General features: G+C 42.4%; 24 protein-coding genes and 2 pseudogenes. 15 read left to right on the forward strand and 11 right to left on the reverse strand.

Translation table 11 applies throughout. The features are described 5' to 3' along the window. Window positions 1-347 precede the first annotated feature (347 nt). From sctU to sctN, 8 genes are all read right to left on the reverse strand, one after another. Window positions 348-1,400 carry a type III secretion system export apparatus subunit SctU gene (gene sctU / locus FCV43_RS14505; protein ID WP_136995601.1) on the reverse strand — a complete coding sequence of 351 codons (1,053 nt, stop codon included), beginning with the start codon at window positions 1,398-1,400 and terminating at the stop codon, window positions 348-350. Between the two features lie 270 nt (window positions 1,401-1,670). Then, the gene (sctT, locus tag FCV43_RS14510; RefSeq protein WP_136995602.1) at window positions 1,671-2,453 is read right to left on the reverse strand and encodes a type III secretion system export apparatus subunit SctT; all 783 of its coding nucleotides are present in this window, start codon (window positions 2,451-2,453) and stop codon (window positions 1,671-1,673) included. Next, window positions 2,450-2,716 carry a type III secretion system export apparatus subunit SctS gene (gene sctS, locus FCV43_RS14515; RefSeq protein WP_136995603.1) on the reverse strand — a complete coding sequence of 89 codons (267 nt, stop codon included), beginning with the start codon at window positions 2,714-2,716 and terminating at the stop codon, window positions 2,450-2,452. The genes sctT and sctS overlap by 4 nt, the downstream gene beginning before the upstream one ends. Window positions 2,717-2,729: 13 nt before the next feature. Continuing rightward, window positions 2,730-3,380 carry a SctR family type III secretion system export apparatus subunit VscR gene (gene vscR, locus FCV43_RS14520; RefSeq protein ID WP_136995604.1) on the reverse strand — a complete coding sequence of 217 codons (651 nt, stop codon included), beginning with the start codon at window positions 3,378-3,380 and terminating at the stop codon, window positions 2,730-2,732. Further along, window positions 3,377-4,342, reverse strand: a complete 966-nt coding sequence (gene sctQ / locus FCV43_RS14525; protein ID WP_136995613.1) for a type III secretion system cytoplasmic ring protein SctQ — start codon at window positions 4,340-4,342, stop codon at window positions 3,377-3,379. The genes vscR and sctQ overlap by 4 nt, the downstream gene beginning before the upstream one ends. Next, the gene (locus FCV43_RS14530; RefSeq protein WP_136995605.1) at window positions 4,342-5,814 is read right to left on the reverse strand and encodes a type III secretion system needle length determinant; all 1,473 of its coding nucleotides are present in this window, start codon (window positions 5,812-5,814) and stop codon (window positions 4,342-4,344) included. Before FCV43_RS14530 ends, sctQ begins: the two co-directional genes overlap by 1 nt. 9 nt (window positions 5,815-5,823) lie before the next feature. Continuing rightward, window positions 5,824-6,285 (reverse strand): type III secretion system stalk subunit SctO, encoded by a 462-nt coding sequence (sctO, locus tag FCV43_RS14535; protein ID WP_017096443.1) that lies wholly within the window; start codon window positions 6,283-6,285, stop codon window positions 5,824-5,826. Next, window positions 6,282-7,604 carry a type III secretion system ATPase SctN gene (gene sctN / locus FCV43_RS14540; RefSeq protein ID WP_017096444.1) on the reverse strand — a complete coding sequence of 441 codons (1,323 nt, stop codon included), beginning with the start codon at window positions 7,602-7,604 and terminating at the stop codon, window positions 6,282-6,284. The genes sctO and sctN overlap by 4 nt, the downstream gene beginning before the upstream one ends. A 186-nt stretch (window positions 7,605-7,790) precedes the next feature. Here sctN and sctW point away from each other — a divergent pair, with 186 nt between their 5' ends. From sctW to vopD, 12 genes are read left to right on the forward strand one after another with little or no spacing between them, the layout of a single operon-like run. Beyond that, the gene (gene sctW, locus FCV43_RS14545) at window positions 7,791-8,684 is read left to right on the forward strand and encodes a type III secretion system gatekeeper subunit SctW (protein ID WP_017096445.1); all 894 of its coding nucleotides are present in this window, start codon (window positions 7,791-7,793) and stop codon (window positions 8,682-8,684) included. Further along, window positions 8,665-8,949 (forward strand): TyeA family type III secretion system gatekeeper subunit, encoded by a 285-nt coding sequence (locus FCV43_RS14550; protein WP_017096446.1) that lies wholly within the window; start codon window positions 8,665-8,667, stop codon window positions 8,947-8,949. Before sctW ends, FCV43_RS14550 begins: the two co-directional genes overlap by 20 nt. Next, window positions 8,936-9,310, forward strand: a complete 375-nt coding sequence (gene sycN / locus FCV43_RS14555) for a type III secretion chaperone SycN (RefSeq protein WP_017096447.1) — start codon at window positions 8,936-8,938, stop codon at window positions 9,308-9,310. Before FCV43_RS14550 ends, sycN begins: the two co-directional genes overlap by 14 nt. After that, entirely contained in the window at window positions 9,307-9,684 is a 378-nt protein-coding gene (gene vscX / locus FCV43_RS14560; protein WP_017096448.1) for a type III secretion system protein VscX, read from the forward strand. The genes sycN and vscX overlap by 4 nt, the downstream gene beginning before the upstream one ends. A 5-nt stretch (window positions 9,685-9,689) precedes the next feature. Continuing rightward, window positions 9,690-10,028 carry a type III secretion system chaperone VscY gene (gene vscY, locus FCV43_RS14565; protein ID WP_017096449.1) on the forward strand — a complete coding sequence of 113 codons (339 nt, stop codon included), beginning with the start codon at window positions 9,690-9,692 and terminating at the stop codon, window positions 10,026-10,028. Further along, entirely contained in the window at window positions 10,012-12,138 is a 2,127-nt protein-coding gene (gene sctV / locus FCV43_RS14570) for a type III secretion system export apparatus subunit SctV (protein WP_102249940.1), read from the forward strand. Before vscY ends, sctV begins: the two co-directional genes overlap by 17 nt. Then, window positions 12,138-12,572 carry an LcrR family type III secretion system chaperone gene (locus tag FCV43_RS14575; RefSeq protein WP_017096451.1) on the forward strand — a complete coding sequence of 145 codons (435 nt, stop codon included), beginning with the start codon at window positions 12,138-12,140 and terminating at the stop codon, window positions 12,570-12,572. Before sctV ends, FCV43_RS14575 begins: the two co-directional genes overlap by 1 nt. Window positions 12,573-12,612: 40 nt before the next feature. Further along, window positions 12,613-12,903: an LcrG family type III secretion system chaperone gene (locus FCV43_RS14580; protein ID WP_017096452.1), complete on the forward strand. Its 291-nt coding sequence runs from the start codon at window positions 12,613-12,615 to the stop codon at window positions 12,901-12,903. 10 nt (window positions 12,904-12,913) lie between these two features. After that, on the forward strand, window positions 12,914-14,800 hold the full coding sequence (locus FCV43_RS14585; protein ID WP_136995606.1) for a virulence-associated V antigen: 1,887 nt from the start codon (window positions 12,914-12,916) through the stop codon (window positions 14,798-14,800). Between the two features lie 12 nt (window positions 14,801-14,812). Further along, window positions 14,813-15,304, forward strand: a complete 492-nt coding sequence (locus FCV43_RS14590) for a SycD/LcrH family type III secretion system chaperone (protein ID WP_136995607.1) — start codon at window positions 14,813-14,815, stop codon at window positions 15,302-15,304. Window positions 15,305-15,307: 3 nt separating this feature from the next. After that, entirely contained in the window at window positions 15,308-16,507 is a 1,200-nt protein-coding gene (sctE, locus tag FCV43_RS14595) for a type III secretion system translocon subunit SctE (protein ID WP_017096455.1), read from the forward strand. Window positions 16,508-16,516: 9 nt separating this feature from the next. Then, window positions 16,517-17,518, forward strand: coding sequence for a type III secretion system translocon subunit VopD (vopD, locus tag FCV43_RS14600; RefSeq protein WP_136995608.1), 1,002 nt, complete (start codon window positions 16,517-16,519; stop codon window positions 17,516-17,518). 1,565 nt (window positions 17,519-19,083) lie between these two features. On the opposite strand, the gene FCV43_RS14605 is transcribed toward vopD, so the two are convergent. Both FCV43_RS14605 and ati1 read right to left on the reverse strand, forming a co-directional pair. Next, window positions 19,084-20,571, reverse strand: a complete 1,488-nt coding sequence (locus FCV43_RS14605; protein WP_136995609.1) for a VPA0450 family T3SS effector inositol phosphatase — start codon at window positions 20,569-20,571, stop codon at window positions 19,084-19,086. Between the two features lie 41 nt (window positions 20,572-20,612). Continuing rightward, window positions 20,613-21,062, reverse strand: a complete 450-nt coding sequence (gene ati1 / locus FCV43_RS14610) for an Ati1 family type III secretion system chaperone (RefSeq protein ID WP_136995610.1) — start codon at window positions 21,060-21,062, stop codon at window positions 20,613-20,615. Window positions 21,063-21,260: 198 nt separating this feature from the next. Between ati1 and FCV43_RS14615 the strand changes: the two are divergent. The 3 genes and pseudogenes from FCV43_RS14615 to exsE2 all read left to right on the forward strand — a co-directional run bounded on the left by FCV43_RS14615 (window position 21,261) and on the right by exsE2 (window position 23,117). Beyond that, window positions 21,261-22,152: pseudogene (locus FCV43_RS14615) on the forward strand (transposase). Between the two features lie 223 nt (window positions 22,153-22,375). Beyond that, window positions 22,376-22,822: a type III secretion system chaperone gene (locus FCV43_RS14620; RefSeq protein ID WP_136995611.1), complete on the forward strand. Its 447-nt coding sequence runs from the start codon at window positions 22,376-22,378 to the stop codon at window positions 22,820-22,822. A 7-nt stretch (window positions 22,823-22,829) separates the two neighbouring features. Further along, window positions 22,830-23,117 (forward strand): T3SS regulon translocated regulator ExsE2, encoded by a 288-nt coding sequence (gene exsE2, locus FCV43_RS14625; protein ID WP_136995612.1) that lies wholly within the window; start codon window positions 22,830-22,832, stop codon window positions 23,115-23,117. A gap of 218 nt (window positions 23,118-23,335) precedes the next feature. Here exsE2 and FCV43_RS14630 read toward each other — a convergent pair. Further along, window positions 23,336-23,588: pseudogene (locus tag FCV43_RS14630) on the reverse strand (IS4 family transposase); the annotation flags it as partial.

The following is a 23,588-nucleotide window of genomic DNA, read 5'->3' on the forward strand; positions in this document are numbered from 1 at the left end:
ATCAGTTGACCACTACACTGTAACCTCAATACATCGTAGTTAGGTGATATTGATGTTTGCACCAATATCGATAACTACTTCGTTGAATACCGAGCACGTGACAGCTTGTTATATCCGTACTCCGTATTACTTATGTTTATTTGAACTTTAAAGCTAATTTACCTAGGTTCTCCCTTTCCTAGTAAGCGGTATTTATTCTGAAGGAATAGGTGAATTAAGGGGTAGTTCTACTGAATCAGGAAACAAAGCCCAATTCAAATAAAATATAATGTCGGCTGCCGATTCGCTTTGGTTGATAAAATGTCCAGAGTGAGTAGAACATTATAGGTAACCACATACTTTCTCGCTTATTGCCCTTCAGATTGCTCCAGAGACGCAACCCAGCGCAAGATCTCTGCGGTGGCCTCAATAAGATTGCCAGGAATGTATTGGTCTAATTGCCCATCCGCATACAACGCACGTGCGAGCGGTACTTTCTGCACCACAGGTATCCCTTCTTCTTTGGCAATAGCAATCATACGCTTTGCCATCGCACCTGTTTCTTTTAGGGTAATCACTGGCAGAGGTGTTTCACCCTGCTCATAGTACAAACCGATGGCAATGTGTGTTGGGTTTGTAACCAGCACATTCGAGCGTTTAACGTTATCTCTTTGGTTAGAAGTTTGCAGTTCTTGGTGCAGTTGACGACGTTGACTTTTTATTTCAGGGCTGCCTTCCATCTCTTTATATTCACGTTTCACTTCGTCTTTGGTCATCTTCAATTTCTTCGTGTGGTCGAATTTTTGGTAAGCAAAATCGGCTGCCGCAATCACAATAAAGCCGACTGCAGAAATGGTCATTAATTGTTTGATTAACACGCCAGTGATGATCGGCACGCACTCTAATCCACAGGCAGGAATCTGAAGTAACGTGTTTAAGTTACCTTTCAATGTTACCCAAATAATACATGAAAGTAGCGAAACTTTGAGAATGGACTTAATAAACTCAATGATACTCTTTAGAGAGAAAATTCGCTTTGCCCCTTCGACTGGATTGATCTTCTTGATGTCCGGTTTGACAGACTCACCACTAAATAGAAATCCGAACTGTCCCATGTTAGCCATGATGGCGACCAAGACTGTGATCAACATGATCGGTGCAAGCAGATAAACCATTTCTTTGGCGATGGCGATAGCTACGTCGAGTAGGGCATCTTGAAAGTCCTGATACGCCAATTCACTTGGTAGTAAAAGTAGAGCAGAAATGTGCGACATATAGTAATCGGCGAATGCAAACAATACGGTAATCAAAGCCAGAATTAACGCAGATGAAACGATTTCCTGACTTTTTGCAATTTGCCCTTTTTGCCTGGCATCCCTGATTTTTTTCGGGGTGGGGAGTTCAGTTTTTTCTCCGCTCATTACTAAGACCTGTTTTTTATGGTTGAATTTCGTTCGAGATAAAACCGTTTTAATCATGGCGAGAGGCTGACGGTTAGTCGTTCCAATCAAATGCGTCTAGACAAAGAGTAAAACGTTTTTTTAGCTGAACCTTTTGTGGTTTCTATCCACTGTGTTATCTGTTTATCGAATAAAGTGGCCATATTTCAAAGTTATTGTTCTACCTGATTTACCTATAAACCGGTGCAAAAACAAGTTCGAGAGGTGAGCTTACTCCATGTTCTTCTGTGATTACCAAATAGTGTTTAGTTGCTCTCTGAAGAGTGCTATTTCAGATAAAAGCTCTTGGAAGTAGTTCATCATCAGCGCTAGATACACAATCAATAACACGCTGGCGATGGCACTTTTAATCGGCATTGCCAAAAAGAAAACGTTGAGTTGTGGCGCAAATCGGCTAACGAGCGCAAGTCCAAACTCGGCAAGAAACATCGCCAGTACTATTGGTGTCGACATCAAAACCCCGAGCCACATTAATTGTTCGAACTGGGCGTAGAAAAAGCGTACCCACTCTTCTGTTATTGTGGGGAAAAAACCGATGACGGGCCATGATGAATAGCTGCTAAATAGCGCATAAAGAAAAGTGACAAAGCCACCGCCTGAGAAGAACAAAGTGATCAGAGTTTGAGTCAACAATACAGCGGTTGGCGTCGATTGCGAGCCGAGAGCGGGGTTGAACATACTCGCCATGGCAGCACCTCGCTGGTTATCCACGAGAAAGCCTGCCGCCTCGATTGCCCAAAAAGGGATCGCCGCAACAAATCCAATGAGCAGACCCAATAACACCTCTTTTCCCAATATGACCACTAACCAGATTCCATCCGTATCTGCGGGGAGATTTTGTTGATTAATTATAGGAAAGATAAACAACGCAAGAGAGCATAAGACACCATTTCTCACCATGGTACCACCTAACGTATGCTTGCTTAAGATAGGCAGAAATATAAAGCAAGCCATTAACCTAGGAAGCGTTAAGCTGTACAGGAACAGTGCTTGGTGCAAATCATCATAACTCATCGTATTAGTGGAATTTTATCCAAGGCCAAAGTTGCAAACGAATGCAGTTCGGCGCCTAGCCACTGTGTGGTAACAAACAAGGTAATTATGACGGCAACTAGTTTAACGACAAACCCCAACGTTTGTTCTTGAACTTGAGTTAGTGCTTGGATGAGTGAGACTAAGGTGCCCACAAACGCCGCAACCAAAATCGGTGGTAGCGACAAGAATAGAACAAGCGTTAAAGCCTGAGTGGTAAAGTGGATTATTTCAGCCTGATTCATATTTATCTCCTATTTAACTGTAACTGAGTACCAAGCCATGAGTTAGCTTGGTCCAACCGTCCAGCAATACAAACAGAAGTAGTTTAAATGGTAGCGAGATCGTCATCGGCGATACCATCATCATACCCATAGCCAGTAGGATGTTGGACACGATCAGGTCGATAGCGATGAACGGTAGATACAACAAGAAACCAATCTCAAACGCCCTAGTTAGCTCACTTACCGTAAAGGCGGGGAGCAACAACAATAAGCTGTCGGACTCCAAGCGATCGAAGTACTTCTGTGGCCACAAGGTTCTCGCAGCATCGGTAAAAAACACAGTTTCAGTTTCACGAATGTGTTTTTTCAAAAACTCTCGATATGGCTGCAGTCCGCTTTCAATCAGCCCGTCAATACTTTCGGAATCTTCTAGGGAGATGTCATGTTGTGTCACGTAGTCGTGAGTCTCGAACCCTACTGGTGCCATAATGAAGATCGACAGAATAATCGCCAATCCATACAGTGCCATATTGGGTGGGATTTGTTGCACACCCAGTGCGTTTCGCAATAGAGAAAACACGACAGCAAGTTTGACGAAAGAGGTCGCCATCATTGCAATGAAAGGAACCAAAGCAAGCAGGGCTAGCGTGACGATGAGGTTCAGTTCATCAGGTAACTGGATCATGCTGGCTCCTGACTACCGCCAAACAGCTCGAGTACGCGCGCGCCTAAGCGTTCATTGATGTTCACAAGTTCGCACATACCTATAATTTTTCCGTTTGCTCGCATAGTTACCGGGCTTGAAATTGGTTGGTTAAGCTCAAAAGTGAAGCCAGGTTGTAGCGCGTTAAGTTGTTCTAAAGTTATGGTTTGCTGACCAACATCAAAAGTGAGTTCAATTGGCAGTTGCTTGTGGTCGGTAAGTGCTTCAGAGTTATTGATATCGTTCATATTGGTTTCTTTATCTAGGATATGGAGTATGGTTTCGTCGAGTTGGCATCGCCAAAGGTTTTGATTGGATATCTGAAAGAGCACTTGATGTTGTGCGATGTAGCAATCATCGAAAAACACCACATCCCCCAATTCCAGTTGCTCGAATTGGCTTAGTGCTAAACGTGCTTTGCTAAAACTCAACCAGAACGGTAGTGCAATATTTTGACTTAGGTAAGATGGTGCTTGTGGCAACGCGCCAAGTAGCACATCTCGACCTTCATGCACCCAGAGGCTAAGAGATGCATCATCACGGTTGATGGTGAGCATCAATACATTCTCTTGCTGAGTTTGCTGTTCATGAGGCTGTAACTTGCTTAAGACAGGAAGCTGCCCAAAAAGACGTTTAATCACATCGGTGTATGGTTCAATCTGGCTATTGAGTAACGCCAATTGCAATGAGTTTGGTAGTGATTCAAAAGCCGTTGAGTCAAGCATGTCATGTAACCACAACTGTAATTGCGCACCACAAAAATCTATTTTGATCGTTTGCCCTCCAATGAATAACGCCAAACGATAGCCAGTAAATTGAGGTTTTGGCCCTAGCGTAACCGACAGGCTGTTGCTCAGGCTATCTTGAAAGTGGCATTGTTTCGCACATAGTTGATTGCTTAGCGAGATGCTTGATGCGTCGACTTTAGGGAAATTAAGTATCATCATTCGTCCTCAGGCTTCCATTCATCATAAATACTGCGTTGTTGTCGAGAACGTTGTTGATCTTGTTGTTGGTTCATTTGCTCGCTGATTGAGATTCGAATCGGTTGTTCAATCCCCAAGCGTTGTAAGCGCTCAACCAATTCTTGTTTAGCGTTTGGGTTGATTAGCGAAAGGGCATGCTCTTGTTTAATTAAGACGCTGTAACCAGAACTGTCGTGCTTAATGGAGATCTCACCACCTTTCAATTGACCTTCATTGAGAAACAGTCGGACCTCCTTCTCGTTCGCTGTTGGGAGAGAAACATAGATCTTGTCGACCAACTTACTAATCAGATCGTTCACGTTTCTTGCCGAGCTGTGAGGTATTTGCGCCTCCATACTCTTTAGGATCACATCACCTTGAGTAGTCGGTTGGTTTATATTCGCCGCCGAGTGCAGTTTGGTGTCCACTTCAGAGGTTGAATGATGTAAATCAATGCGCTTTAAGGGTTTTAGCTTCTCTTCAAATGCGGACAACGTAGCTTTCGCTTCTGTGTTAATCTGCGCGTTACTTAAGGTTACCGCTTCTTTTACTGTCGTATCGGGTTTTAGTCGTTGACCATTCAAGACGTTTTGCACAGAGGTAGCGGCTTTACCATCAAGCTGGATTGGCGCTGGTTGAGTATTCAAGCCTTTTGGGAAACCGTCAATAATGTCTTTGGGATCGTGATACAAGCCATCAAGAGATGCGGTTGAACCCTCTGAATCAGCTTGGCTATCACGAGTCATCTTTTCTTTTGCTACTGAGGAAACTATGGATAGGGTTTTCACAATGACGTCCTCTTGTTGCTGCGCATGTTTACCCACCGTATTGTTCAGAGGCGTTTTTTCGGATAGAGACTGAGCAGCGTTTTTATCGTTGTTTTCGATAGGGGCTTTGTCGCTGTTTGGGCGCTCCGTTGCCGCAGCACTGTGCGAGCTGTTCTCATGCTTTATGCGTTTTTGAACGCCAATAGCTTGCTCGACTAACGAGTTAGGCTTAACGGGTATTGTGACATCCGATTCAGCCTCTGTCGTGGTCTTTGGCTGTTCTGCAACATCATTGTTCGAAGCGTCTTTTGAAGCTTGATGATTTGTGTCTAGCGTAGAGTCTTTCTCTAACGGAGAAAGATTAGCTTTAACGGCATTTTTCGCACTGTCTGCACCGTGTGTATTGTCAGCTCTTTCCGTTTTTTCAGAAGAAGCTTGGTCTTTGGCACTCTTTTGCTGAAGATTGGCAGGCTGAGTTTTAGGCTTCAGAGGATCGAATTTATCTAAACTCAAGGCCGCTTTGTACAAACGAGTCGTCTCTTGACCTTGCTTTGCTTCCAGCGGCATTGGTTTCAGATTATTGTTAAAGCGAGACTCAAGTTCTTCCAAGACGTTAGGCGCGGGACTCTGTCGAATCTTTTTTGGAAATTCTGCTGTATTCGGGTGATCGTGTTTGACTCGCATTTTTACCTTCTATGAAACAATGGCACTACGAAACTCTTCTTGTTCGAGCTCTTCTTGGTACTGCACTTGACGTATTTGTTCAGCGATTTCTTGTTCGTTTAGCTGAATGAATTTTTCTTTGGTTTTATGAGCGGCGATTGCTTCTTTTTTTCTCTCTTTGAGCCGTTGAGCTTCTTGCTCCAATACTTTTTTGGCTTCAGCGGCTCGCTGCTTTAAATCGGCTTCTCTTTCCCTCAATAGTGCGATTTCTTGTCGCAATATCTCGAGTTCTTTTAGCACCACCATTTTCTGCTTCGCTTTGGTAAATCGTCGCTCTTCTTCTTCTTTTCGCCATTGGTGATAATCGACTACGGACTGCTCGGATTTTCGCCTTATAGAGAGGGCGTTGTTGACTCGGTACTCTTGCTGCTGAACTGCACTGTCAGCTCGCTCGGCACGAATCGTTTTGATCTCTAGTAACTGCTCGATCATAAGCCCGCGAGTCCTTGTAACTGAGTCACGGTTTCGTCGAGCTCACTTGTTTCGTGTGTGCCTTGACGTAAAAACGCTCGGATATCATCACTTTGATCAATGGCCATATCCGCGCGGTTATCAGCACCATGTTGGTATTCGCCAATTTTAATCAGCAGTTCAACTTCTTCATATTTTGCCAGCATTTCACGCATATGAGCTGCCGATGCTTGATGAGTTTTATCCACGATTTGGTTCATTACACGGCTTGCTGAACGAAGCACGTCAATGGCTGGGTAGTGGTTCATTGCGGCCAGTTTCCGAGAAAGAATAATGTGACCATCAAGTATTGATCGGGTCTCGTCGGCAACTGGTTCTGTCATATCGTCACCTTCTACAAGTACGGTGTACAGAGCGGTGATGGAGCCTTTGTCTGATTGGCCAGCACGTTCCATTAGTCTTGGCAATGCAGCAAAAACAGAAGGCGGATAACCTCGTCGTGTTGGTGGTTCACCTGCTGCCAAGCCGATTTCACGTTGAGCTCGGGCAAAGCGAGTGACAGAATCCATAAGCAGTAGGACGCGTTTACCTTGGTCACGGAAGTACTCTGCGATGGAGGTGGCCACAAACGCAGCTTTGGCACGTTCCATTGCAGGTCTATCTGAGGTTGCTACGACTAACACCGCCCTTGTCATGCCTTCTTCACCAAGGTCGTGTTCGATAAATTCTTTAACCTCACGCCCCCTTTCGCCGATAAGGGCGAGAACTGTGACATCAACGTCAGCGGAGCGGATGAACTTGGCGAGTAGGGTACTTTTACCACCACCAGCCGCGGCAAAAATACCCATCCTTTGTCCTTCGCCGCAGGTGAGTAATCCGTCTATCGAACGAACCCCCATGGAGATGGGATTTTCGATCAATTTTCGTTGCATCGGTGGCGGTGCATCTTTGTAAACTGGATACCAAGCACTCGGTTCTTTATTTTGGGTGCCATCAAACGGGCGACCCAGTCCATCCAGTACCTTACCTAACAAGTGGTTGCCAACGCCTACTTCATGCATTTTTCCAAGTGGACTCACTTCGGTGTTGGAGGAAATACCAAGCATGTTTCCAAGTGGAGTAAGTAACGCGTGATGTTGCTGAAAACCAACCACTTCCGCGAGAAGCGACAAGGTTTGGTCAGGGTTGCGCAACTCACAAAGTTCCCCAACACGAACACCAGGAACCACGGCTTTGATGATGGTGCCAGTAACTTGAGTAACTCGGCCGCGGATTTGTATCAAACGAGTTTGTCTGATAGCAGATTGTTGCGTTTCGGTGATGTATGAGAAATCGTTCAATTTAGGAAATATGCGTAATAACTGGTAGTGATAGAGTAGAAAGGATGGGGCAGTATTTATAGTGACTATTGGTCGGGAGTTTTTAGAAAACTAAAAATGCCCTAAAAAAACACGTCTGATTTTGACAGCCTATTGCAAATACAACATTTACACTCAAGTCATATTGTACGAAAGGAGTGCAAATGAGTGAGTATTATCAACAATCAAATTGCAACGGGTAACAAGTTTGACACGCCAATTCGAAGCGGTCATGAGTACGTACGTTCTGGGGAGTCAATTGGTGGAAACTATCGAGGCGAGAGCGTCCGAGTACACAATGCTACTCAATCATTATTTGACGCAATGGAGGAGCTGACGTCATTAGGCTCAGAAAAAGCAGAAAAAGATCTAACCAAACGTAAAGTAAAAGATGGTGGTCTTCGGGTTAATGAAGCTCATGAGTTGGTGTCTGAATATTTAAGGAAAGTTCCTGATCTTGAGAAGAACCAAAAGATCAAAGACCTTGCTACCAAGATGGCGGGTGGCAACTTATCAACGATCGCGCAGCTACAAGCTTACCTTAATGGCTTTTCTGAAGAGAAGAGTCACCAGTACCTTGCATTAAAGGCGGTAAAAAAGTTTCTCGGAGCGAACCCAGAAAGTAAGAATCTGTTGGCGCTGATTGACCAAGCCCTTCTGAACTTTGAGCAAAATCCAGATTCTTGGTCTCAGATTGATACCGAGATTCGTGTGTCGAGCTTTGCTGATGAATATAGCAAAGAGCAAGACTTTAGCAGTTTGCACCAACTACGCGGTTTCTATCGTGACACAGTACACAGTTACCAAGGCTTAGGCTCGGCATACAAGGATGTGGTTGAGCGATTTGGTGAAAAAGAGGTGTCCACCGCCGTCGACTTTATGTTGCAAGGTATGAGTGCAGATTTAAGTGTTCAAGGCAGTAATATTGATTCGGTTAAGCTGCAGCTTTTGATGTCAGATATGCAAAAACTTAAGACGCTGAATACCCTTCAAGATCAAGTTAGTAATATCTATCAGATGTTTAAACCTCAGCAGGCAAGCCATGGCTTATCAAGTTACTGATTTAATGTCGGATGTCATCGACTTAGTTGAGCAGCGCTGGGTGGGAAGCGAAGAGATATGGAACTTAGTGAACGCCATGAAGTTGGGGGCCATTGAGCGACAAATTAGTTTTTTACGAGAACTGCACAACTTAGTTCGGCATATTTCCATTGATGTGTTTAACGACGAAGAACAGCGGCAAAACCTAATACAAGCAATACAAAAAGTGCTTGATGAAGCGATTGATTTAGAAGAAGAGGAAATTTGGAACGATGAATTGGATTGATGCGTCAGTGGATGATTTTTGCCGAGGAATGGGGCTTGAAGCCGTAAATTTCTCGTCGGCTGGACGTGTTCAGTTGAGCTTTGAACAAAGCGGCACCTTGTACCTTGAGAAATATCAGGATTGTTTGTTTCTTATGTTGGTAAAAGCGCTGCCATGGCATCAATCTAATGAGTCAATTAAAAAGGCACTGAGCTTTTGTCATTCAGGGCAAGGGTGGCCATTCACTATTAAAACTGGGCTGTTCGATGAACAAGCGTTAGTTTTCTCAGCGCAAATTGAAGGCGATGAAGTTACCTTACCAACCATAGAACAAGCATTCGCGTTGCTAGTTCGTTTGCATAACGACGTGGTGAACTCATGAATCGGATTAGTACATTAAACGTTGGTATTGAAAGTTTTGCTCATATCTCTCTTGAGCAAGTCGAAAGCGACTTTCCACAACGTTTTCAACTGCTACCTGACGGTCAAGCCATCGCGACGCACCTAGAGAAATTGTATGAACTTCGCCCTTCAGAGCAGTACTTGATGCCACTCGCTAAGCCAAAGATTACACATACAGACTTACTTCGCCCAGAAAAATACCGTCAGCAGTTTGATATAACTCTGCAAAGACTTCAAGACTTGGCGAAGAAAAATGGTTCTCATACGCTAACTCAAGCAGCGGAAACGTTGCAAACTACTCAATTAGATCAACGTTATCTCACCATGGCGTTGAATCTACTGATTCAGGTTTAACTCCCATGTTACAAGCAAAAGATGTGGAGCTATTGCTTATCCACGGGGCTCTCCAAGTTCAATATAAAAAACCTAAACAAGCAATTATGTTACTCGAAGCGCTGTTGGAAATCGAACCTCAGCATAAAGAAGCTCGCCAAACATTAGCGGTAGCATGCCTGGATTTAGGGCGGTACGCTCGTTCAATCGAACTGTGCGAAAGCTTGTTGGAAGCCAACAACTCTAATGAAGCTGGTTTATGGTTTTGTCTTAGCCAAGCCCGCTGGAAACAAGATGATGTTGAGGGCGCGCGCCGCGCTCATCGCTGTTATATAAAATCTCTAAATAGTGAACCAAATGAATAAGTTGATCGATATTATTAACAAGGTTGGGCAGCGTAAAGACATCATGCTTGCCGTGATGCTACTGGCAATCGTCTTTATGATGATCTTGCCTTTACCTACGACATTGGTGGATGTACTTATCGGTACCAACATGAGTATAGCGGTCGTCTTATTGATGATTGCTATCTACATTACATCCCCCCTAGAGTTCTCTGCATTCCCAGCGGTTCTGTTGATCACTACACTATTTCGCTTGTCACTTTCTATCACTACAACACGACTTATCCTGCTGCAAGGTGATGCTGGTCAAATCGTTTCTACCTTTGGTAACTTCGTCGTGGGTGGTAACCTGGTCGTGGGCATCGTAGTTTTCCTGATCATCACAATCGTTCAGTTTATGGTGATTACTAAAGGTTCAGAAAGGGTAGCGGAAGTCAGTGCTAGATTCTCCCTTGATGCGATGCCGGGTAAGCAAATGAGTATAGACGGCGATATGCGCGCCGGGGTAATCGATGTTCATGAGGCGCGTCATCGCCGTTCAGTGATTGAAAAAGAAAGCCAAATGTACGGCTCTATGGACGGGGCGATGAAGTTCGTAAAAGGAGACTCTATTGCTGGTCTGGTGATAATCGTGGTGAATATTCTTGGCGGTGTAACCATAGGTGTGACTCAAAAAGGCATGTCAGCGTCGGAAGCATTGGAGCTATTTGCTGTTTTGACCGTAGGTGATGGCCTGGTATCGCAAATTCCGGCTCTCTTTATCGCGATTACTGCCGGTATTATTGTGACGCGCGTTTCGAATGAAGAGTCCTCTGACCTAGGCTCAGATATCGGAGCACAGGTTACAGCACAACCAAGAGCTTTGTTGATTGGCGGTGTGTTGCTAGTGTTGTTTGCGCTTATTCCCGGTTTCCCGAAGGTTACCTTCTTTGTTCTTGCTATTGTAGTCGGTGGTGGCGGCTTTTTCTTACTCCATAACAAAAAACAACAAAGTAAATTAAGCAGTGCCGACTTACCAAGTTTTGTTGCCCAAGGCGCGGGCTCGCCAGCCGCCAAATCGAACAAAGCGGCACCTCAGCGCAACAGCAAAGGAAAACTAGGTGAACAAGAAGAGTTCGCTATGACGGTACCGCTGCTAATCGATTTGGATGCTCGCTTACAAGAGAGCTTAGAAGCCGTCGCTTTGAATGATGAGCTCGCACGAGTAAGACGAGCGTTGTACCTAGATCTCGGCGTGCCGTTCCCGGGGATTCACTTACGATTTAACGAAGGGATGAGCAACGGTGAATACTTGATTCAATTGCAAGAAGTGCCAGTTGCCCGCGGTCGGATTCAAAGCTTAAAACTGCTGGTGACAGAAGATAATGAGCAGATCGATTTGCTTGGTATACCTTACGAGAAAGATGACGATTTTCTACCGGGAATTTCGAGTATTTGGGTAGACCACAGTCATAAAGTAAAACTAGAAAACAGCCAAGTGGGCTTTTTAACTCCCGACCGTATTTTGACTTACCACCTATCTCATGTGCTAAAAGAGTACGCCCAAGATTTTATCGGTATCCAAGAGACTCGTTATTTGCTAGAGCAAATGGAAGGCAGTTATTCCGAATTAGTAAAAGAGACACAGCGTATTGTACCTTTGCAAAAAATGACGGAAATCCTACAACGCCTTGTCTCTGAGGATATTTCTATTCGTAACTTACGAGTGATCTTAGAAGCAATGGTGGAGTGGGGACAAAAAGAAAAAGACGTGGTTCAGTTGACTGAATACATCCGTTCAAGTTTGAAACGCTATATTTGTTACAAGTACGCCAGCGGTCAAAATATGTTGCCAGCATACCTGTTAGATCAGAGCTTGGAAGATATGCTCCGTAACGGTATTCGTCAGACTTCGTCGGGCAGTTACTTAGCGCTTGACCCTTCCGTTACTCAACAGTTTGTCAGCGACGTTAAGCAAGCAGTTGGTGATTTGAGCCGTATGCCAAATAAACCAGTGTTAGTGGTGTCAATGGACGTACGCCGTTACGTGCGAAAATTGATTGAATCTGAATACTACGATCTGCCAGTGCTGTCTTTTCAAGAACTAACGCAACAAATTAATATTCAACCTTTAGGCAGGGTGGGAATGTAATGGCATGTGTACTCAGTCAGTCTTTAGTGACGTCAGGAATCAAAGTGAGGCCTTATTTCTGGCAGAAAAGCACTATCTTACTTGGCCATCGCTACGAATACGACGGTATGGAGCTCGTGTTCCGAGTAGACGATGGTGAAATTATCATCGTTTTGTTGCGAAGAATTACTCCAAACCAAGGTTTGAGCAATCCTTTCTCTGCACTGTTTTTACTCGCAGAACATGCTATCCGATTGTACCCACTCAACTGGATCATTCGTGGCAACGTTGACGTATTGCGTGGTAGCAATATGAGTAACCAAAGATTAGCGCAATTCTATTTGGGAGCCTGTGGTGCGAGTCACGATGAACAAGATGATTGGTACTACTTGCGCCTGAGTGACTACCGCCCACTTAAAAAGAGAAAGAAAGTAAAAACTCTCGACTGTTACTGACAGCATCTAATAGATGCTTCGCTTTAATATAGGTATCAAGATGAAGCAACCCTTTACCGAAACCATTGAAAAATCAGAACTTGCTATCCTTACTGCAGATGACAGAGCTGAAGTGTTCAATGAACTACTTGAAGGATTAGGTGTTGGTCCAGTAGCAGGAAATATTCTGCTTGATGGGTTAAACGCCGATCCCAAACTGATGAAACAAGCAGAACATGAATTGCTCGAGGAAGTACAACGCCGCAGACAACAACAACATCCGCTCCACGGCACTAATGCCGAAGGCTCTAGGCGCAAGCGGCCTGTGTTACTTCGTGGCATAGTAATTTAAAGGTTTTTAAATGACGGATATAAACAGAAGAAACCCAGTAGGTGGGGTAGGACCTCGACCAGAGCCGCAGACCTCATTTCAGGATCGTTTGGCTGATAAATTGGCTAATATTTTAGGGGAGCCAAATGCGGCTAAGTTGAAGGCGTTGATTAGTCAATTGCCTAAGGTGTTAGGGCGTAGTGAACAAGATAGCCTTGATCTTTATGCCAATTCATTGAGGAAACTACTAGAAAAACAAGCAGCATTTACTGGCACTGCTGCAGTTGATACTGCTGCTCATTGGATGAAATCGTTGCAAAATCAAGCGGTGAATGGTCAGATTTCACCTCAAGACTTGGTAAACGGAGTCAACAAAACACTTACTTACCAATTCCGAACTTGGTTCGAAAAGCAGTTAAGTGACAAGGTAGACAATTCGCTCCCTACAGACTTTATCAATCAGTTCCGCTTAGGAAGCCAGAGTACCCAAGAAGAACAAATAGCTAACTTAGATGCCGATGCACTTAAACAAGCTACTGCGAAGATCAGTGTGTTTATAAATTCACTTTCTCAGCAAATGAGCTCTAGTAAGGTTCGTGAGAACGCTATTTCTTTTTTGCGTAATGCATTTCGCAATCTAGGTTCGGTAGACATCAACGAGCTAAATAACTCGGATTATTTATTAACGAAAGAAAGCTTCAAAGCAGCAGTTTTAGCACAGCTTACTAGATCTTTAAATAATGCAGGTCTTACGCTAAGTGGCAGTGATGCACAACTTTTGGCAAATAAAATCACTTGGCTTCCAGGTATGTCTAAGCAGGAGCTTAGAGGAGGGCTGAACGATCTGGTGAACCAAGTAAAAGGTCAATACGCAAATGCTTATGGAGCAGGTTCGGTTAGTAAGCTGCAAATAGTACTTGATGCGGCAATTGCAAAGCTAAGGAGCTCATCTACGGATATAACGCTCTCTAGCTTATTCTCGAATATGGCTGTGAGTCTTATAAACACTCAAGTCGATGCCTTTTATAGCAGTCTTCACGAAGTGCAGAAGTTCCAAACTCCACAACAACAGGTTGACCAAATAAAACAGCATACAGCACGAGATATAAGATTTCAGTTTGAAAAAATGATGTTGAGGAAAGATGTTGGTATCGACTTTGCCACTCGTCATAAAAAAATGATGAGTAACCTAGCCGCTCTGAAAGCTCGTTTAAGTAAAATCACAGAAGATGAAAAGAAAATAACGGTAGGGACTGACGGTCAAAGGAAAGCAGATGTTAAAGCTGAGCACTCGTTAACCTCTCGTGATTTGTTATCTGTGATTGATTCGACTATTGGCGATCGTTTTGATGAGCGCGTGCTGTTTTCTTTAAATGAGCGTCGAGTGAACCGTCTTGAAAAGCGTAACGAGAAGAAAGAGGAACTCCAAGAGCTTACGACTAAACTAAAAATATTTGGTCAAGTCCAGACTACCATCAGTACAAAGTTATCGGAGATAATTAACTCAAGTACTGGTGGTGGGCATTATTATCCAGACAGGCAGAATTTTACTTATAAACATTTCGGATATGAGACTCAACAAAAGTTTGAAAAAGGTAAGGAGTTTAAGTATTTAGAAAAACATATAACTCCAAGGGTTGGTTCTGATGGAGTTAAATACTTTACTCACAAACAATTTTTAGAGAATGCAGGAGTGACTGTTAGTCGCGATGTATATTATAACAATACAGATAACAAATACCTTAGTAATTTTTCTAGCTCGGTTTCAAGTAAGTCGAAGCCAATTAACGATTCTGTACAGTTAAAAACTACTGCGTTAAGCGACATCAGTTCCCAATACAACGCAACTGTTGAAGCTATGAATAAATTTGTTCAAAAGTACCACAATATTTTGCAAGCAATCCTACGAGCGATTTAAGGATAAATAACCATGACTACACAAAACCCGGTAACTGACCCATCTCAAATGCAAGCAGAGGAACTCCTTTCGTTTCTTGAGGAAGGTGGAACGTTAAAAATGCTGCACGATGTATCAGCAGATACCATTGAGCACATTTACGCTGTTGGATTCAATTTTTTCCAATCAGGAAAAATAGAGCAAGCCGGTAAGATATTCCAACTGCTTAGCATGCTTGACCACTACCAAGCACGATTTTTTATTGGTTTAGGAGCTGCTCGTCAAGAACTGGGTGAGTACCTGCAGGCGATTGACGCCTACAGTTATGCAGCGCTTGTAGATATTAATGACCCACGCCCACCTTTCCACTCTGCAGAGTGTTACCTAAAACTTGAGCAATTAACAGAGGCAGAGAGTGGGTTTTACAGCGCGAAGGGGATGTCTGCCGGAAAACCAGAGTATGCAGATTTGCATCAACGCGCAGGCATCATGTTAAAAGCGGTGAAAAACAAAAGGAGTAACTAGAATATGAATTCTATTGCACTAGACCGCACTCAGAGTCAGGCATACTTACCGGATTCTGGTCAAACAATGTTAGATAAGGTTACTAAGACTGCATCTCACGTGTCAGCTTCAGTAACGGTTGAAAACGTAAAAGGTAAAAAATCTGAAGTACCGAACACTGGTAAAGTTAAAGTTCAGCTTGATGCACCGAACGCTGCAGTTAGCGATAAGGTCAATGAATTAACGCTGAAAGCCATGAATCAACTACAAAAAATCGTTGATTCGATTGCCAAGGTTTTACATGCGGTCGCCGACAACACGGGCTCACTAGCAGTGAAAATCCTGGCAGGGTCAGCCGATGACTTTGAGGTAGAGCTAGCTGCTATCACAGACAAACTGAAGAGCGTACAAAACAAGCTTAAGATCCAAGAAGTAAAAGTAGCGAAAGCGAAACACGAACAAGAAATAAAGGATAACGAACAAAAACTCAAAGAGTCTGAAGCTGCGGCTAAAGAAGCGAAAAAATCGGGTCTGGTTTCCAAGATATTTGGGTGGGTCAGTGCCGCAGTTTCGATTATAGTGGGCGCTGTAATGGTGGCAACTGGTGTTGGAGCAGCAGCTGGTGCACTAATGATTGCCGGTGGTGTATTGGGTGTAGTCAGTATGGCTATGCAAGAACCAGCTGTTCAAAATGCAATGAAAGAAGCTGGCATTAATGTCGATGCTCTCAGCAAAGTTATGATGGCTTTAGAGATTGCGGTTGCGGTTATTGGGGCTGTTGTGACGTTTGGCGGCGCGGCTGCGGGCGGTATTGCTAAATTGGCGGGGAAAAGTGCCAGTAAAGTAGCACAAAAAATCACTGATATTGCGACTAAAGCGGCAGCTAATATGGCAAAAGTTGCAGATATGGGTTCTAAAGCAGCCACGACGACAGCTAAAGGTATTCGATTTGCTGCAGAGTCATTAGATCTTCTTTCTAATGTTGGTAAAGGCTCTGCCGATAGTGTTCATTCCAATAATAAAGCTAAAGTGACAGAAATTAATGCGGATCTTACTCAGCAGAAAGCGGAGAAGGTGCTGACTCAATCGGTTATTGATAAGCTTAAAAAAGAAATCGCTAAGATGATGGAAGGTTTCCAAGAGTTGATGAATGTCATCATGCAGATGATTCAGGCGAAAAGCGAAACGATGGAAACGGTAATGAATCGTCCAGCGACGGTTTAAGGAGAATTTATGTTAGATAAAATTGGTAAGACTGGGAATGCAGATCTATACGGTTTGGGTGAGATAGATAAAACGACTAAGGTTGAAAAAGCCCCCGAGACAAAAACCGAAGCAGCGGTTCGTGGTAACGATGAGACGGCGGTGTCAGGTGCTAAACATTATCTTTTGGAAGGACCTAAAGCGCCGAAAAGTGGAGAACAAGCTCGCGTGGTTGAAAAGCTGATGACCGCTTTGGCACCAACAGCAAATCTGCTTATGAAAACCCTAGAAAAAGCACTCAATGGTCAATCTGGAACTCAATCATCGTCAAATACGGTTTCGGAATCTCTTGCTTTGATGACCTTACTGTACCAAGTTTCGAAGTTAAGCCGAGAACAACAAACACTTGAACGTGAAATCGCGGTTGAAGCGAATGTAGCGAGCCTTAAGAGTCAAGCACAAGAACTAAATAACTCTGCTAAAGCGATGATCGCAATGGCTGTAGTTTCAGGGGTTCTAGCTGGTGTCACGGCAATTTTGGGGGGAATAGGTTCTGCTAAAGCTGGTAAAAAAATCACAGCGGAAGCATCGACTAATAAACTACTAAGAGCTCAAAAAAATAGCCTAGATAAAGCTAGCGACTTGATGAATAATGGCGGGTTATCGAAAACTCAACAGCAACAGTTAAAGCGTGCTCAGGATATCGGGCAAGACCGCATTGGTAATTTGACTGATAAGTTGACAAAAGGGGGACGAAAATTTGACAAAGCTACCACCTCTAATCAAGCGCGAAATTCGATTCTTCAGTCTCTTAGTCAGATGGCAAACTCAGCATCAAATGTAGAACAAACTAAAGCTCAGGCTCGCGGTAAAGAAGATGAAATTTCAGCGACACGTGCACAAGCATTGAAACAAAAAGCTGATGAAAACATTAGTTTTCAAGATAGTATGCTTAAAGAGCTGCGAGATCTGTTCCGTACAATTGCTGATAGCCAAAACCAAGCATGGCGCGCATCTGCCCCTACGGTTTAACCTATATAGGGATGGCATGCAAATACTATAGGTATAAGTATAGTTTAGCTATCGCTCGGCTTTACTGCGCACTAAAATAATATTCATTTTTCTTTTATAATAGTAAGGCACTTGTTTAGATATGATTGATAAATAAATGCCTTACCAACAAAACGATTCCAAACGTCATTCTTCTAAGAAGAAAACTACGGCTGCTATCATCTGACTATAGACCAGTCCTAAAAATCGAAAACGGATTTCTGTTTGGTCGCTCGATACTGGGCAGAATGAAGAACGGTCCCATGTTGGTACCGAGCTGTTATCATAATCCATCATTATGGATGTTAAACACTCAAGTCATGGAAAAATAAAGATAGTACTATCAATAATGCTTGAAATAACCTTCAAAAGACACTGAGCAGATGATTTTTATGTCTGATGTTCGCTTTCGAAACTGTCCCACTCTTCTGTGTATTTAAACATGTTTGCCTGATTCAAGGAAATTCACAGCACTTTTTTCTGCTCGTTTTCTACAAGCACCTTTCAAAATTCAATATCAAAGATCATTGGTTTACTAACCAGTGCGAATGTGTTGAATCTAACAGTTCTATAGCGTTAAGACCCTTCGATCTAATGTAGTATTTTATTGTAAATTCGGAATCTTTAGCCACAGCTTCTTTTTGTCCTGTAAGAAGTACCATCGTTTTTTGTAACATAATTATATCGAAATAATTATCGGATGCTTGCTCCAGGCGACCTTGGATCCTTTCTTAGCCAACAAGTAATCGGTGTTGTTAATTAGCTGTCTTCATTGGTGTCTTATGAGCCATTGTTGGCAAAGTCGCTATACATCAATAATTTTAAGTGGTCTGATATGTGCCCTTATTAAACGTCTGGTAAATTCTATGTTGTTCAAGGCTAACACCGATGTCAGCAGCAAAACGTTCACAATGTGAAAGCATGAAGTATTTGTGAGCCTCTAACGGTTTTACCGTCAATTGTGGCGATCTTATCAGCAATGCTTTATCTACTCAAAAAACAATCGAGCTTTACCTTATTGTTATTTTGAATGGCATCGAAAGACATAAATGGGTGCTGATTACTCATCGTTTGACGATCAGTTTCTTACGGAGGAATTAGAAGGGGTGATCTTTCGTGAGTGTTTTTGAGCGACATGATAAGGAGTTATAATCACTTTCGCCAAAAACCAAGGTTTTATATAGTCGTATTAGTGTGATTTCTGGCACGTAAGTGTCGATAAAATATATGAAACAAATACGGGGAACCAGATATCAAGATAAATTATCCGAATGCTAAAATTGTAATGTGGCGAAAATACAATAGGTTACATACTAAGTAAATTATTTCAAGAGAATATCAGAGAGTACGAATTTATGGAAAAGGTAATGTTGATAGGTTGTTTGATTTGAATTGTTCATTCAGTTCGAGATGCCTAGCTGTTCAAAAGGCCATCTAGATGCAGTTTTGTAGCAAGGATTACCAAAGGTGATCTTACAATCACCTTTTGTATACATACCTCCTATTTACGTGGATTGGCATAAATAGGAACTATCGTTAAGTCTATTTTAAAGGTTGGTAACGAACTGCTGGTTAAATTGAGCGTTAACCTCGCGATTCAGTTGGTCATACTTTTCATTTAATTCAGTTTGTTGGGTTTGTATCTGTTCTACCGTCAGCTTAGATGTGTCAAGTTGCCCCATTTCTTCGATAAAGCCACTTGTCAACTGACTGAAGATTGCATCTTTGCCAATGATAAAACTGGCGAAATTCTCTTTTATGAACGCTTGTTGATCGCTACTCAATTTTTCTAGACCAAGGCGAGCTTGGTTAGCAAAAGTCAAATCATCAAACGTCGCTTTTGCTGGATCAGTGCCAGGTTTAAGAAATGCAGCATCATTTTTGAAATCTGCCGATGTACTTGTCCGTGCGTTTTCAATAAGTTTTTGAGAGGTGCCTCTTACTTCAAATGTAGACTGTACTGGCTTGTGGTCGCTGACATTCTCAAACCCTTCAGTGATAACACTGGTTTCATGATTTTGTAAGTTGCCTGTTTTATTGGTTAAGCCAGTATTATCGAGCTCACCGAAGTCGGGGCGATCACGACCTTCTTTTTGTTTAATATTGCCGGTGTGATTATCAAGCTGCATGTAAGTGTGACTGTTAAGAGGGTTGAACTTAAAGCCATGCTTGGCTAAATGCGTATCATCATGTGCGACTGGATCGTACATCACATCAGAACCTTCAGCGGTACGTTTTTCACGCTCATTTAGATCACCAGTGATCAGAACCTCTTCATGCGGTTTGCAAGCTTCCATCAACTTGTTACCTTCGAATTCACGTTTGACTTCTTTGTTAGAATCCAAGTGTGCAGAAATGACGTTTAGGGTTTGACCATTGATCTCTAGAGCAGTTTTTACGCCACCTTTGTTACCAGTAATACCCATAAAGAATTCCATATTTCGACCACCGATCCCGTGACGGTACTCAGACTCTTTTTTAACGTTAATATCGATGCCGTCTTTAGCAAAAACAGACATTGAAGTGTAGCTAACACCTTCGCCAAGACCTTTCGTCATGACTTTCATTTTATTCTGGCTTAGAAGGTTCATACCATCAAGTTCCAAATCGTTAGCAAGCATTTTAGATTCTTGTTCCGCAAACAAGACCACATCATAATCGCCATTTTGTATCAGATTCTGGAAATAGTTCTTCGTCTCTTCCGGCATCTTTTGGTTTGCTTGGTTATAGGTCAAAGTTAGAACCTTAACGTTACCGTTACTCTCTTTTTTGTGTAACTGTTGGTTCATCTGATTCAGCTTTAAGTCGCTGTTTTTCGAAGAACCAGCTTGACTAAAGAAGCGATTAAAAAAGCTGCGGTTTGCTTTTTGCTTTAGAGTCACATCACCATTGTTATTCTTAGTCACGCTGTATTCTTTACCAAATACAGAACCAAATTTAACTGTATCACCTTCCTTAGCGTTAGTTTTTATATTTTGAATATCCGAGAGGTTTAAATTACCTCGATGTTGACTATTAATTTGGATTGTAGACATACATTAAACTCATTTTTTTAATAGGGTAATTGCCGTAGAGATTAAATAAAGATCCTTGCAGGGAGTATTTCTGGGGTTATAACTGCGTCATCTACTTGATCAATAAATTGGTGCCATTGCTCCATTCTTTCTAACAGTTGCTGAAAAGTAGTCTCTACATAATCTTGTGGCTTGCTTGAGAGAGGAATAACCTTGTAGACCGTTAACCTTCGGCTATCAGGCATAATACCGATACCAAAACCGCCACGGAAAGGTTCCAATGCATGCTCACCGAGTGCGATAGCGATAGTTTCTGGAATTGGGGTTGGTAACTCCACAGGGCTAGTGATAGATATGTGTAAGTTAATGGTGGTTTCATTCTTAAATACGGTTAAGAAAAGTGCGTCATCATGGTTATTCGTATCTGGCGATAGCTCACATTGAAATAATCCGTTTTCATCAAAATTCGCGCCTTCACCTAAAAAGCTGATACTGTCCTGATAAATATCCATAGTGTTCCTTCTCTGTGTTTTTCTGATGGTTATTATTCGTAGTTAGAAGGATTATAAAGACGAGGGAATAGCAAGATATTAAGTATGGACGTAAGTTTTTAGCTAATGACTCCAACATGATGGTTTTCAGCAGCTCTGTTGCGTAATTCAATGGAGCTAAATATTTGATCTGCTACATTCATTACACCTCGTAACCTCATGTCTAAGCCTCGTTACAAAACAACTAACTGGAAGCAATACAATCAATCACTAATTAATTGTGGATCTCTCTTTTTGAATTGATGTAGAGGCGATAAAAGGATTGACACAAAGCAAACCGAACCAACGGCCTGTTTGAGTTATTGAGTTATTGAGTTATTGAGTTATTGAGTTATTGAGTTATTGAGTTATTGAGTTATTACCACCGTACTCATGGTGAAACACGCATTATCTATGCCACGGATTGCGTTTCAAGGCTTTATCGATTCATTATTTAGACTTGCTAGTATCGCATTGAGCTATCTTGACTACATCTGTATCAGCCGCAGAACCAATCAAGCTGAGGTGTTATTTAAAAAAGAGCGAGAGGCGTAATACAGTACCTAGCCATAGATGCAACTGGCTTTAGGGTTTATGGCGAAGGCGAATGGAAAGTAAAAAACACGGTACGGATAGTAAACACAGGATCTGACGAAAATTGCATATAGAAGTCAATACAAACACTCATGAAATAATAGACGCAGAGCTGAGTTTTCGAATGTTACAGACGAAGAAGTGGGCCTAATTTACTAAAGCTGCACGTCAGCGCTTATCGCTCTAAGAAGAGGAGCCACCTTCTGGGAGCGTGGTGTTCCTAGAAATCTCGCAGTAGATTTCCAGAAAATATGCAGTTTAAATAAGTAATGGAAATAGCGAGATGGTTACCACAAACGCTTACTTTCAGAAACTGCCATGTATCGAGCTAAACCGTTGCTTGTAGCTCGCTTAAGTTGACGAAATTACACATGCCCAGATAGGAGAAATTTACGCCAGAAACAAGTTTTCAGGGCTTGGTATGCCGAAATTTTCTGTATTACTAAAAACAGACAAGCCAGGGCAATTCGGTCCCTAAACTGAATTAAACAACAAAGCCGGTATTAGATCGCAAAATTTAGAAAACCTCAATAGATTTAAGTAAAACATCCGGTTCAGCACTTAAGGAAAAAGCAACAGAAATAATATTTTTCATTATACATGCAAATAAACGATTATATAAAAAACTCCAACCAATACTAATAACACCAGCCTTAAGTTTCTATTATTTTAATTGCAACATTATTAACAGGACTGCTTCTATGTCAGCTCGCCAAATTGTAGATGAGGTTTTTCTTAAGCTTGCTCATCAAATAGGTTTACCTGAGTTACATTTGACTGAAAACGAACTGGGTTTAGCTTTTGACGATAACGTAAGAGTGTATTTCATTTATCATTCAGAAACAGAAACGCTTCAACTAGAAGCAGAAATTCTCGATCTATACATTGTTAATTCTGAGCTTTATCGTTCTTTTTTGGCATTCAACTATCATTGGTCCGAGCATCAACTGTTTTTTAGTCTAGATAATCATAGGCAAACACTTTGTTTGAACAGGTTGCTTCAAACCGATCAACTTGACTATGAGCTGTTTGAGAGTGCGCTTGCTGAGCTGCTTACACAGAGCGAGTCTTGGGAGTCATTGTTGTCGGTTCATACCGAAGCAGGAATTTCACCACCAGTGCTTCAAAGATCGGACTTAAGAGTTTAGGTGCCCTATGTTTAAAGGTATTCAATCTACAGCAATGAATTCATCAATTGATCGGTTAGAGCATACCGATCAACCCGCCAGTGTAAAGCAATGCATTTTTTTAGGCCGGACCGTTGTGCAGATAAATCCTAAAGAGAGAGTGGTGAATCGAGTTAACTCAAAGCTTGAGCTAATTGAATCACTATCGATGGTTACGAACGTGGGTAATTGCAATTCAATATTAATATTTGAGAAAGATTCTAATGTCGCTCAAGTTTTGTTAAATAGGAAGGTCCAAGTGCTCAATGGAAGGTAACTCGAAACTCGTTGAATTATCAGTAGAGCCTAGTGTATTTGTAGCCAGAATCATCGGTTAGCCGATAAGTGAACTGGACTCGGTGTTCAGACACTTCAATAAAACTTTAGTACGTTGGGCGCTGACGGATCCCCTCATAATTTCCCCAGCCCTGCATTGTGTGTCAACCTTTGATATTCGAACATACCCCATTGGTATTGAGATTCGTTAATTTGATATTACCGATGGTTCCGAACTTCCCTTCTTAGGCGAGGTATTGATAGGGCTCGGCGGTGTTTAATGCTGTTGGCTTGGAAGTCAAAATACCATTTGGCTTGGACTGCAATGAGGCCATTCCACCACACCAAGATTTCAGCGAGCAACGCAATAAGAAGCAGGATATCTAACCGCTTAGTAGAGCGGGTTCTATTGTGACGAAGTGCGATCCCATACGCGGTACTTTTCAAATCACAGAATGCCTCTTCAATTTGC

This window comes from Vibrio genomosp. F6 (genome assembly GCF_005146325.1).
GTDB classification, from domain to species: Bacteria; Pseudomonadota; Gammaproteobacteria; order Enterobacterales; family Vibrionaceae; genus Vibrio; species Vibrio cortegadensis.